This window comes from Paenibacillus sp. RC334 (assembly GCF_030034735.1).
Lineage (GTDB): Bacteria > Bacillota > Bacilli > Paenibacillales > Paenibacillaceae > Paenibacillus > Paenibacillus terrae_A.
In genome coordinates, this window is sequence record NZ_CP125370.1 from 4,013,569 (window position 1) to 4,026,018 (window position 12,450).

General features: G+C 39.6%; 10 protein-coding genes. All 10 read right to left on the reverse strand.

The window, feature by feature from the left end; genetic code table 11:
* Positions 1 to 251: 251 nt before the first annotated feature.
* The 10 genes from QMK20_RS18470 to QMK20_RS18515 all read right to left on the reverse strand — a co-directional run bounded on the left by QMK20_RS18470 (position 252) and on the right by QMK20_RS18515 (position 12,415).
* A complete protein-coding gene (locus tag QMK20_RS18470; RefSeq protein WP_283652773.1) occupies positions 252 to 632 on the reverse strand; it encodes a cysteine-rich VLP protein in 381 nt (126 codons plus the stop codon).
* On the reverse strand, positions 625 to 1,929 hold the full coding sequence (locus QMK20_RS18475) for a phage portal protein (protein WP_283652774.1): 1,305 nt from the start codon (positions 1,927 to 1,929) through the stop codon (positions 625 to 627). The genes QMK20_RS18470 and QMK20_RS18475 overlap by 8 nt, the downstream gene beginning before the upstream one ends.
* Before the next feature lie 770 nt (positions 1,930 to 2,699).
* The gene (terL, locus tag QMK20_RS18480) at positions 2,700 to 4,250 is read right to left on the reverse strand and encodes a phage terminase large subunit (protein ID WP_283652775.1); all 1,551 of its coding nucleotides are present in this window, start codon (positions 4,248 to 4,250) and stop codon (positions 2,700 to 2,702) included.
* 175 nt (positions 4,251 to 4,425) lie between these two features.
* Complete coding sequence (locus tag QMK20_RS18485) at positions 4,426 to 5,271, reverse strand: tyrosine-type recombinase/integrase (protein ID WP_283652776.1); 846 nt, start codon at positions 5,269 to 5,271, stop codon at positions 4,426 to 4,428.
* A gap of 159 nt (positions 5,272 to 5,430) precedes the next feature.
* The gene (locus tag QMK20_RS18490) at positions 5,431 to 5,760 is read right to left on the reverse strand and encodes a hypothetical protein (protein WP_283652777.1); all 330 of its coding nucleotides are present in this window, start codon (positions 5,758 to 5,760) and stop codon (positions 5,431 to 5,433) included.
* 47 nt (positions 5,761 to 5,807) lie between these two features.
* Positions 5,808 to 6,173, reverse strand: coding sequence for a hypothetical protein (locus QMK20_RS18495; RefSeq protein WP_283652778.1), 366 nt, complete (start codon positions 6,171 to 6,173; stop codon positions 5,808 to 5,810).
* A gap of 67 nt (positions 6,174 to 6,240) precedes the next feature.
* Positions 6,241 to 6,402 (reverse strand): hypothetical protein, encoded by a 162-nt coding sequence (locus QMK20_RS18500; RefSeq protein WP_283652779.1) that lies wholly within the window; start codon positions 6,400 to 6,402, stop codon positions 6,241 to 6,243.
* An 18-nt stretch (positions 6,403 to 6,420) separates the two neighbouring features.
* Complete coding sequence (locus QMK20_RS18505) at positions 6,421 to 7,689, reverse strand: site-specific DNA-methyltransferase (protein WP_283652780.1); 1,269 nt, start codon at positions 7,687 to 7,689, stop codon at positions 6,421 to 6,423.
* A gap of 351 nt (positions 7,690 to 8,040) precedes the next feature.
* Positions 8,041 to 10,245: an ATP-binding protein gene (locus tag QMK20_RS18510; RefSeq protein WP_283652781.1), complete on the reverse strand. Its 2,205-nt coding sequence runs from the start codon at positions 10,243 to 10,245 to the stop codon at positions 8,041 to 8,043.
* Between the two features lie 574 nt (positions 10,246 to 10,819).
* On the reverse strand, positions 10,820 to 12,415 hold the full coding sequence (locus tag QMK20_RS18515; RefSeq protein ID WP_283652782.1) for a DEAD/DEAH box helicase: 1,596 nt from the start codon (positions 12,413 to 12,415) through the stop codon (positions 10,820 to 10,822).
* Positions 12,416 to 12,450: the final 35 nt, after the last annotated feature.

Sequence of the window (12,450 nt, forward strand, 5' to 3'; positions counted from 1 at the left end):
ACTTTTAGGTATTTTTAACCCTTATTTCATTTGGATTTTTGACAGCCTAAAGCGTAACAACGAGTCTGTTTGTGGTCGAGCTTTCAAACACGTATATGTATGTTCAATTCGTTTAACGTCATATCTGCTACAATGATGTTACGCATTAGAAAACGTAAAAACGAGAAATAGATACAAACATACCAACTCCTCATTTTGGGTTGTTTTTCATCCTTAGTTTATTAGACTTTTTAAACCTCTAAAGCGTAACATCAAGCCTGTTTTTTCCTCATCTGACGCATCCGTAATTTCGACTTTTCGTTTGCATTCTTATCCTTACACTTCTCACAATATTTCTGCCGATTCGAATTCGCTGAAAAAGTAGCCTTACATTTCTGACAGTTCACCCTCGGTTTCGCTGTATTAAACCCAACCTCTACATTACGTTCAGACTTATATTCTCGTTCTAACTTTTCATCTATGGGTAAAACCCCATTTTCAAAATAGCTACAACGGGGCAGATCATCATCTTGAGCGAAAAATACACATGGGCCATCTTGTAAACAGCAATAGTTTGGGATACCGTGCTTTGCTCCGAGATAACCAGCACAGCTATTCTTCACGAGCCGCTTGATCCTATTTTTATTATGCATTCGATTTCTCCTTACTCACATCTGTTAATCGTTGCTGCTCCGAATGAAATTTATTGAATTCCAACTTTGGATTCTCCACAAACGGAAGCAACGTGAGCAACGTTTCCTGAGAAACGACTTGCTGCAATTTAACGATTACATCTGCCATCCCCACTAAATCTGTCGGTAAGTTGCGAGTAAACTTCACAGCGATATCACGGTAATCATATTTCACGCCTTCTTTAATGTGCAGAAAGGTGAAGAAGTTACGCAGACGTTGCTTGATTGCCTTTTCCATTAACGCTTCACGCATCGCCACTCGATTCTCCAGATTAAGCAGCTTATTTCGCAGAGCCAAGGATGAGGTATTACTGGCCCAGTTTTCATTAAAATTAACCTGATCCATCATGTCGAAAATTTTGCGCTCAATATTGTCTAGCTCGTTCTTCACAAAAGAATCGTTTATCTCCTTCGTAAGCCAGCTTACCTTTCCTCCAGCCGGAACCTGAATAATGCCCATCTTCTTCATATTCAACAAGTCTTCGACTTCCAGCTTGGCATTCTCAATCACCAGATAGGCGTTGCGATGATCTGCAATTTCATTGACCAGATCGGAATTCAATTCGTTATAGGCATCAAATAAAGAAATCACATCATGAAAGCCACTTTTTCTCTCCGTATTGGCTGGACAGGAGATAAGCGGGACTCTTCCAAAGATGTGATTATGTTTGCCGATATATTTTAATTCAGGTGATTGATTTTGCTTCATTTGATTGCCTTTATCATCGTTGCCGATAGTATAATGTAGAATTTCATGGTCGGTATACACGTCAAGGTACACTTGCTTATCAAACCGCTTCGTAAATTTATGTAGGCCAAGTAATACGTTTCTTTCTGCTGTTCCGTCCTCCAACACATACGCATTCAAAGGGGATAATACAGTGGCTGAAAACTGACCATCCGAGTCGATATAGTTCAATTCAATACTTTCACCGAATATTTCAGATTGTTTCCGAAGCTGTAGATTATGCTCTTTGTCCCAATGACTCATATGTACGTCTATGTTATGTATGGCTTCATCCTGATCCGACTTGGACACATAGTTTACTGGCTTACCGAGCAGGTAGCCGACTTCATTATCTACGAACTTACGTGGAAAGTTGAAAATGAGCTTTTGATTGCTTCGGCTTTCTTGCATCGCATAGGTCTTGAAAATGGCATGCTGACCATTGTAGTAATCTGAATATTTCTGTTTGGCTAATGCAGCCGATTGGAGTTCATTTAGACACTCTAATATGATTTGTTCCGTTATTTGCAAATAGGTTCTTCCTTTCAAAATGGGCTACGTAATTGTTGCTTAAATAAAGAAAAGAACCACCTTTAATAAGGTAGTTCCTTGTTGAACTAACGTTCTCCGTTAGCGTAATCAGAAGTTCTTGTTTCTCAATAAGCGGGATTTGCTTTATGATAATGACTTGAACAAACAAGGTGTGTTTTACTATATTTCTTGGATGTTCATGATTTTTTTTACTGAGGCGAAGGCTCTAATGTTAATCATTACAAATGCAATTTGATTTGTAATGGCAATTATCGTTAGGAACCATAGAGAGCTATCATTATTCTTAACATAGGAAAACATTAACATTATTACACTGGAAACCACGAAGAATGCGATTGACCTAAAGTCATTATTAAGATCTTCTCGAAATGTCTTGAATTGCTGCTTGTGCTTATAGAAAATTGCTGCTAAACCTGCAAATAATGCAATATATCCAAGGGCAATTGTGATAAAGACCTGTGCGAGCACCTTACACAACTCCGACAGTGAATTATAATCCTTTTGACACCATAAGATCTCATAACCAACTATAAGTACAACTATAATGTAAAGTATTAAATAAATTTTTGGCAGATGAAGTTTAAACCAATTAGACTTTTTTTTATTTCCCATTCTTGAAAACCACCTTTGTTTTATTAATTATATTTAAATTAGCAGATTTCAAGATAGATGTCAGTAGCTTACACGTTCTATAGAAACGTACGTTCGTAAATTAGATCAAAATAAAGAATGAATATCTAGCATAAGTCTCAAAATAACAAACTGCGATCATAAAATTTCAGACTCTTTACCGATTGAATCAATTGAACAGCCCCATATAAACTATCTGGCGCATCGTCGTATGTACAGTTTCGATTGTAGTCCTTCACTTGATGATTATATCGAAGGTTATCTGAATTGAACAGAATATGACCCTTCTTCACTTCCGGCTCCAAGCTAATAATACGTTCATGCTTCTGCCCCTTGGAATGGACACTTTCTACGGGCGTATGTATATTTGCTTTCCATAACTCTTCTTCAAATTTTTGCTTCATATAGCTTTGTGCCTGATTGACTTCAAATCCCAGCTTATCTACAGGATAAAGCTTTAATTTTTCAATAGCTACTTGAAACAAATCATCCGGCAATAGTTTATAGATATTTCCATCCACCACATACATTTGCTTCGTCTTCTTGTGTTGTCCAATAATCGAAATAGCCGAATAGTCATTTTTCTTCCCTGCTTTAATCGCTGGATCAATGTACATGGCAAGTTCCATCTCCTCAAACTCAGGCAACCTGCCCCAATACATGATATTCTGGAATATGTATTCATCGGTTGAACGCGGATCGTTTTGTAATTCTTTATAGAAACTTTTCTCGCCCATCGCTTGCTTCTTGCACATCAAATAATAGTAGTCTAAATACTCGCTCCACAGAATTTCCGTACCCTCTAACATTTCCTCCTCATTCGCTATAAAAAAAGACAAAGCCGTATTGATCCTGTCCTCATCCTGCAAGTTATTATATTGTCGTTCCCACTCTAACCACAAATCATCACGCTCTGAAAATTGAAGCACGGCTGCTTTACGGACACTTCGCACACCAGGGATTTTACCCTTGAGCAGATCAGCCATGATATCTTCTTCGTTCAAAATCGTTCCGCAGATCAGAATATTCGTATCCCTTGTTCCAATAGGAAGAATCACATCCGTAAATGTATTTTTAATCTGTTCTCGTTTGGCTTCGGATCGTGCGGTATCTTCCTTGAGCAAGTCATCCATTAAAACTAGCGTAGGACGGTGATGCTTGTAATGAATACCTCGAAGTGAACCGTCAATTCCACGAATCATAATGCATGAATCTAATCCACCTTTACTTTTCAACCATATCTCATTGTTGTTCCAGCGACTACCTTTACGAATACCGAAATCCTCAATCAACATCGTATTCGTTTCTAACTCATCTTTGATCATATCAAGGAACGGGAGAGCAATTTGCTCTGTCGCTGATATAATCAATGTAAACTGTGATTTATCATATAAAGTCGCATACAGCGGAAATAGAAAAGAACTGATCGTGGACTTTCCATGCTCCCTTGGGAGTCCGAAAGCTGTAATCAGTCCTGTATGGGCAAGCATATGTCTTAATTCCGTGAATAGCTCTTTGTGAAACTGTCCAAACGCTCGATCAAAATATTTAGGGAAATAGGCTAAAGCGAAAAACTCAATGTCCATCTCACCAATAAGCTTGCGTAATTCGGAGAAAGAGAACGTTTCGATCAATTGTTTCATTTTGGGCGGCTTAAAATGCTTCTCCATATACTGCTTCAGCAACTCAGCCTGACGCTCAGCTTCTTGCTTTATTGTTTCAATAGTAGTGGCTCCTTTCTCATATGTACCGTAAAATCATCACAAAAATGTCTGCACCCTTTGCTGGCGGCTCTGTTTCTACATATAGAAGACCCCCTCCATCCACGACAAAAAGAGTGGCTGCTCACCACTCGATATTTGCCAAGGCTAGTTCCATATCCTGCTGTGTCGTCAGCGTATAGATATTGGTTGTCGCTACGTGATCATGTCCAAGGATTTGCTGGATGGTCGTCAAAGGAGTCGTCTTCACCAGCTTATAGCCAAGCGTATGTCTGAGCATATGTGGTGTGACCTTTACATTGACCCGATTTCCGTATTTGTTCAAGATCAAGTTGACCGCATTCCGCTCCAAGGCTCCGCGCTGCCCAATAAACAAGTGTTCCGATTCAACTTGTGGCCTGACTTCGAGATATCGGGTGATGGCTTTACGTACATCCTTATTTGTGGGTATCGTTCGGAAGGAGTTTCCTTTACCAAGCACCTTCAATATCCCCTTACGTTCCGTCATTTCGATATCCTTCAACTGGATGCCAACCAATTCGCTTACTCGTATGCCAGTCCCAATCAATAATTCGATCATACAAATGTGCATTCGATTACCCATACGGTGAATTTCATTCCGCAACTTCCACAAATCCTTTTCCGCTAACCCTTTGTATTGGCGAACAACCTTGTTCCTGACCGCTTCGATATGTGTTTCTTCCTTAATATACCCTTGTTGATGCATCCATTGTGCAAATACGTTGATACTGGCAATCTTACGGTTAATGGTGAGTACAGCTTGATTGGTGCTTTGCAGATATTTCTTGTACTCTACCCCATCCAATTCAATCCACTTGTCCAGTCCATATTCCGTCTTGCCCCGATACCACGCTATGAACTGTAACACGTCCCGAATGTAGCACGAAACTGTGTTCTCACTTCGATCCTTACTCCGTAAATGCACTTCAAATCCTTGAATATACTCCATATTCGCCCCACCCTTCGCTTTGTGTGTCACATCATACCGTTGATGTGGGGCAAAGTCCACCATTTGCATAACCTATCTTATGCACTGATTTTGGGCAATTTACAGGCTAATTCAGGGCTGAAACTGGCGTTTATCTATACAAATACTGACGGCATAACGTTATGGATGCGAATCATCTGGCTCCACATATCCTTCTTCAATCTCGACCGATTCCTCAATAGCCTCATAGTCGGCATCCACTACATCAGCTTCAATCATATCCAGAAATAGCTGCTTCCGCTCCTGTTCCAGTGCTTTCGTATTCACCACCAGCTCACGCCGATCATTCCACTCGTTAGGTGCGCGATTCTTTAAGTAGAAGATCATCGCTGTCGGATTCGGGGGCTGATATCGTTTTACTTTTTCGATGCGTGTCTTCTTTTTTCCATTTTTGTCCTCTTCAATAATCGTTTTTATTTCTTCATATTCATACCCCGTTGCAGCTTTCAAAAGTGAATTTTCCACGTGGGATATGGGGACAGATCTGCTCCATTTGACTAGTTCAGCCAGCATCGGATGTTTATCAATATATTCGTACCAAGTGGTTTTACCAATGTCGAGTTCCTGATGATGTCCTCTGCATTCACGCCTTCTTCGAACCATTGCTGAATCTCCGCTAGTCTAGGATATACATGGGTTTCCCACTTGGTTGGACGTTCCAATACTTCAGCAAATTTGGGATGTTTCCTTCGATAGTCACCTAGTGTCCAAATATGAATATTTAGCCGTTTCGCAATCTCCTCATCTGTGGCTCCTTCACGTACCCAAACGGGAATATCCTTCAGTCTTGGCACAACGAATTGATCATATTTAGTCAGTATTTTTGGTTTATTTCTTTTGGGCTTGTCACTATTTTTGCTCATTCTGCTCACCTCCATCACGAAAAAAGGGAACAGCCAACTATCGACCATTCCCTATATGTATTCTAGCTTACCCTTCCAATTCAGCCTCGTAAAACAATTCGATATCCTCAATCACCTTTTGAATCAACTCATTGTCCTCTTGAGCTTCCTCAGCCCCTAGCACAGTTACCTTCTCGGCTTGCATGCCCTTTAGGAATCGAATCACCATATTCACTTTTGTCTTACCCACTTGAATCACCCTTTCGGTTTAGTCAGCACATGATACCTCTGATCTTGCTGGCTCAGCAACAACTTCTGAATAGCCCATCTTCACTCCATCCCGAATCAAATATACATCACTATCGCTTCCAACGTGGGCAATATACCGCTTCACAATCACATCTACATATTTGGGATCAAGCTCACTGGTATAGCAAATCCGATCCGTTTCCTCACAAGCAATCAACGTTGAACCTGAACCACCAAATGGATCAAATACGATATCACCAAGCTTACTAGAATTTTTAATCGGATAGCTAATCAAGGGAATCGGCTTCATCGTGGGATGGTACTCATTCCTAAAGGGGCGATCAAATTGCCATAAGGTTGTCTGCTTCCGATCACTGTTCCAGTAGTGTCCACCTGTCGGCTTCCAACCGTATAATACGGGTTCGTGCATCCAGTGATAATCTTGTCTACCCATAACCATCGCTTGCTTAGCCCATATACAGCATTGTGCCAGTTTGAATCCGGCTTCAATAAATGCCTTCCTAAAATTCAAACCTTCACTATCCGCATGGAATACATAAATACTTGCTCCATCATCAGCTACTTCATACATCCGAGTATAGGCAGCTAATAGGAAATCATAAAATTGGTCGTCATCCATCTTATCGTTTTCAATTTTCAATGCAGCCTTCGTCTTGCCCGTATAGTCCACGTTGTAAGGTGGATCGGTCACAATAAGCTGAGCCTTCTTGCCATCCATCAATGTTGCGATATCCTGAGGATTAGTCGAGTCTCCGCAGATTAGCCTATGCTTCCCAAGTAGCCAGATGTCACCTTTACGAGTGATCGGATGTTCAGGCAATGCTTCTTCCACATTAAAATTATCCTCCTCATCCACGGATTCTTCATGTAATGTATCCAGCAACTTCTCCGCTTCAGACCAATCAAAGCCCGTTAGCTCAATATTATATTCTACTTCTTTCAACTCATCCAATAATGCAGCCAATGCTTCAAAATCCCACTCCCCTGTAATTTTGTTAAGCGCTATGTTCAGGGCTTTCTCTTTTGACTTGTTCACATCGACTATAACACAATCAACTTCATCGTATCCGAGTGCCTTCAAAACTTTGGCACGTTGATGGCCTCCCACGATGGTATAATCGCTATTACAAATAATTGGTTCACAATAACCGAATTCCATTACGCTATTCCTAATCTTTTCAAACTCTGGATCACCCGCTTTTAAATCCTTCCTTGGATTATATTCGGCATGTACCAGTTGATCGATCTTCAATTTCATCCATTTCATTTATAGAATTTGCTCCTTTATGTCTACAGCTTTCTCATTGTTTCTGGCGTTTTTTATGTATGGTATGGGCATTTCTACGTTTACGAATTCGATTTCCAATCCGGCTCATTCTCCTCTCACTCAGAATTACAGTGAAGAATATGCTAAGCCAAATACAGATTTCTATAGCTAATGCTAGTAACAATATAATCATCCTAATTGCTCCTCTCTAAATGAAAAAGGAACCCTAGCTGGTAGCCAGAATCCCCATGTATGATATGTATTTTTAAATTTTTCATATTTCAATCATTATTCAACTTGCTAAATTTCTTGTCGTAAAACTACAAATTTTAAATCGTGACTCAGCTGCTTCTACAATTCAATTTGATCGCTTATATCACTAATGACCTCTCGCCAACATTGCTCCCGTTGGTTGTCCAGTACATGATATACTTCCTCATCCAATACCTTGTATCGTTCACTTAATTCAGGCGAAAGGTGAAGCATTCGCTGACGTACACGTTCTTCCCAATGGGCTTCACGTAGAATTTCCTTCATTATTTTTTGCTCGACACGTTGTTGAATGCTTTGTTCCAAGCTACGAGTAAGCGTTTCTAAATCTGGAATGACCTTGCCTTTATCATACTCAGACATCTTCCTTTCCAGCCAAGAAACAAATAACTCAGAATCCATAGCGTTCAACTCGACTCGATTCGTTTGTAGCCAATCTTTCCATTCGCCAGCTACATAACCCGCTACAGGTTTCTCGTCTCTCTTCCTTTCTAACTTTTCTACTTCTAGACCCATATGAACAGCTTCCTCTGGATCAAGTCCCAAATTAATCACTCGTACTTTTCGACCTGGGCGAGCTTTCGTCTCCTCAACCAATGTCTCATAGATTTTAGTTCCAGCAGCATCAGCGTCATGGATACAGAAGAATTGCAGTTCCTCCTCGGTTTCCCCTAACATATCCAGCAAATCCTTAACGGCTCGACTGGCATATCCCTTCGACGTGACCAATGCACAATCATACCGTTCAGGAAATTTGGCCTGTTTTAATAATGGGAATAAACCTTCCTTTTCGCAATATAGGATTTTATTAAATGTCCAATTCGGTCGACTATAGTTCTGAACCGTCAATGTACCAATAGGAATCTCCTCACCTGTATGAGGGTGATACAATACACCTCGATTATCCCGATACAAATTTGGAATCTCTCCACATTCATTTTCATAGTTGGTAATGATTCCACAAAAATGTCCATATTCAAGCTGCCGACCTAACTCTGAAATGATGTAAGGACGAATGGCATAATACAGTTGGCGTAAGCTGAAGGGATACTTACCGTTACCACTTGCTTTGTCGATGGCTGCTTGCAAATGAATCAGGATGATATCCTTCTGTGACTTCTTCTTATCCGTTTTGCTTATATGTTTCTTCGCTCGTTTTGCTGCCTTCTGAATAGCTTCTTTAATTTCATTCTTCATCCAATTTAAATCAGGCTCCTTACCATCACTCACAATCGGCATATAAGGAGTCGTGATATTCAGAATAATGTGGCAAGGCTTTATTGCAAATTTTTCATAGAAGCCACTTGCGAATACAGTAACTGATTTTTTATCTACGCTAAGTTGGTTCCATCCTGTAGTTGGAGATTTATTGACGAGGATATCCAGTCCAGAAGACTTATTGAAATCAACCCAAGCTTCAACTGTAAACGGGATTTCGGCGTCATATATTCCTCTACCACTTTTCACTGTAAATTCACCGCTGGACTTGTAATATTCATAACCCGTTATTCCATTCATACTACTGTAACGAGATCCATTGACCTGTTTACTGTGATTCCGAATCGCACCAAGCAATAATTCCGTTTCATCAAACAAAAGCGATTGAACCAATTTGTTTTTATAGTCGCTTGCCACTTTTCCAGCTTTCGTCCCTGTGCAACCATCAAACTCTGCAACCAACTCGCGTACACTACCTGTATAACCTTGGCACAATTCATAAAATGCTTCTGACGTGTACCAATAGCCAGATGTTCTCCCCTTATACTCTTCGCCTTGATTATACTGAATGGCTAATTCTGCCCAATGTAGGTCTGGCGTTAACGAATGACCAAATTGAATCTCAATCTTCGTTCCCGTATGAGGAGAATCGCCTACTTGCTTAACCGTAGAAGTTCCATCTGCTTGGAAATGAATCTGATATCGGTGTCCTTGTGTGGATACGTATAAACTCCCACCTGAAGCGATAACAGCACCCGATACGACACGAAGTCCATTTCCCAATGCACCCCGAGTTGGCATCCGTAATATTTTACTGGACAGAAACGGACGATTAATGGAGAATAGCTTGGGCAATAATTCAGGATTGATCCCCTCACCCTGATCCTTCACATAGAATCCATTCGGTTCCACATATCCCACTTCACAGTATCCACAATGATCCAGAGCGTTATCTGCCAACTCTTTCGCAACCAATAGTCCAAGTTTGTCCCGGCTGACCCCGGCTTTCTGTGGTAGTGTTTCTAAATTTCTAAATTTTGTCCAATCCTGAGTTGTGATCAAATCCAAGTTTAAAATCTCTCCCTTTTCGATTTTTTTGAGCAAGATTAATTTCAATATGAAACATGAAAATTTTAAAGCGATAATCTATAGCTCTATTAAATTCGCCGTTGAATAGAACGTGTATTCACATCACGACCTCTCTACGGGCTGACAAGCCCTGTGCGAAGCACACTACTACATCAATAGTCTATTTAATAAATTCTCTAATCATTATGTAAAATTAGTTTTAATGGAACTTTATATTATTCATCTACTCGTGGGATAGGGGAAACTCAAAACCGCGATAAAACCACTTCGCTGCGCTTCGTAAACGGTAGTATCGCCTGCCCCCGTTTCCCCTCCCACACCCAACCCCTTTGTGGCTAATTAAGTTCACTTTTTCGTAATTTTCTAAGTTTCCTTAATTCATAAAACGGTTGATTTTATTGACTTTACTATCATCTGGACAGCAAATCATGGATACATGTATATATATAGCATTACTCCACAATTTGCTGTCCGAGATTAAAAAATCCTTATATATACTACCTTTTTGGCAATATCGGAAATGAGAAAAATTTGATTTTTTTGTTACAACCGACTATTCGTTAAATTTGCTGACTAACCAATATCGCTTCCCTTTATGGGGATTGTTGCTTCCATCTTCTAACTTTTTTCGGTTATCTGGAAAACTAGCAATCGCATATTTTAATTGATTCGATTGGAGGTAGGACTGTAATTGGCTAATATCCTTTTGTAATCTGCCTCGATAATCCTTGATATCAAATTTCTCAATGACTTGATTTTTACCGTCTTTGTATATTCTTTTACCGACTATCGTGTCTAAATAGCTACATAATTCTTCTTGCTCAAATCGTTTCTCAATCAACATGATTTTATTTTTATGTAATAAGTTCGAAATGTACATCATATAGGCATCGCTTTCCTTTCTCCCTCCAGTTTCTTCCCTAAAATTATTGGTTTCTCTGTTCTGATCCAGCATTGCTTTGATCCGATCTCTCATAGCTACAGCTTGAAGATATTTAACTCTAGACACTGTCTTCTTTGATATATATTTGCCATCACTTATTGCGTTGTCTTTAATGATGTAATTGGATTCCCTCGAAAATTTCCCCACTAGCTTTTTCCATTCTTGAACTCCACCTTTGATAAAAGCGTCAGCCTCATCCAGTTTCTTCTGGACAGTTCTCAAGTAATTATTCAAATTCCTATTGTTTCTATTCAGCAACACCACATGAACCTTATCCTGGTCATTCTTGAATCTCTTTCGCCCAATACACTGTAGCATCGTATCCACGTCAAATATATCGCATACAATTAATTTTATGTGCTCATCCTTCAAATCAAAACCATTATCAAGCACCGTCGTCGTGAATAGATATTTACAGTCAAACCTATTTTGCTTGACCATGGACTCCACTTGATCATTGTCTACATGTTTGAGATACTTTCTGTTTTTGCTGCCGCTTTGGCTACATACGAATAATGAATCGTCATACTTCTGGTAAAGCTCAAAAGCCTTTTGGATCGTGTCTGCAAAATATATAATTTTATCGTTAGCTTTATTGAATTTGCGCTCAATCCATTTTTCTACTGCATAAAAGTCTGTATAAAAGGATAACGATGCAATTTGATTGAATTTCCTTGGAATGGTATACGTCCATATCTTATTCCCGGTTCGTTTGAGCTTACGTCTGTATTGATCCTTTATGTAAGAGAATAACACATGACCCGTTGCGGACATAAAAATCCTAATTTGAGATTGTAGACCGAGTATAGCTTGAAGGGAATCATCCGAATTATCATTAAATCCACTGTCCGTAGTAAAGTAATGTGATTCATCACACACGATGTATGTATATGGAGAAAAATCGTACTCCTCGTCATTGTTTAGCTGGTTCTCAATCGTTTGATATAATTCAACTTTGATTCTTGAGAATAATGAATTGTCGATAGCTTCTTTATTCTGTTTATACAGGTTCTTTCGATTAACTAATAAAAGTATGTTCACATTTTGCTGATCCGCTAGTTGTTCCAGCTTGTGTCGAATAAAATAGGATTTACCTGATGCTGTCCCACTGCTAATTAAAACGATATCTCCATTTTTCCATTCAACCTCCTCCCCGTTTATCTTCTCAGTTACATTTTGCTTTGGCTTATACTCATCAATTCTCATCAAATGCTCCTCACATCATTTCTAACATCTACATT

What these genes read in the sequence shown, in the direction of transcription:
- QMK20_RS18495 (WP_283652778.1), bottom strand. Translation starts at nt 6,173, where the DNA reads ATGAGCAAAAATAGTGACAAGCCCAAAAGAAATAAACCAAAAATACTG.
- QMK20_RS18505 (WP_283652780.1), bottom strand. Translation starts at nt 7,689, where the DNA reads ATGAAATGGATGAAATTGAAGATCGATCAACTGGTACATGCCGAATAT.
- QMK20_RS18470 (WP_283652773.1), bottom strand. Translation starts at nt 632, where the DNA reads ATGCATAATAAAAATAGGATCAAGCGGCTCGTGAAGAATAGCTGTGCT.
- QMK20_RS18485 (WP_283652776.1), bottom strand. Translation starts at nt 5,271, where the DNA reads ATGGAGTATATTCAAGGATTTGAAGTGCATTTACGGAGTAAGGATCGA.
- terL (WP_283652775.1), bottom strand. Translation starts at nt 4,250, where the DNA reads ATGGAGAAGCATTTTAAGCCGCCCAAAATGAAACAATTGATCGAAACG.
- QMK20_RS18515 (WP_283652782.1), bottom strand. Translation starts at nt 12,415, where the DNA reads ATGAGAATTGATGAGTATAAGCCAAAGCAAAATGTAACTGAGAAGATA.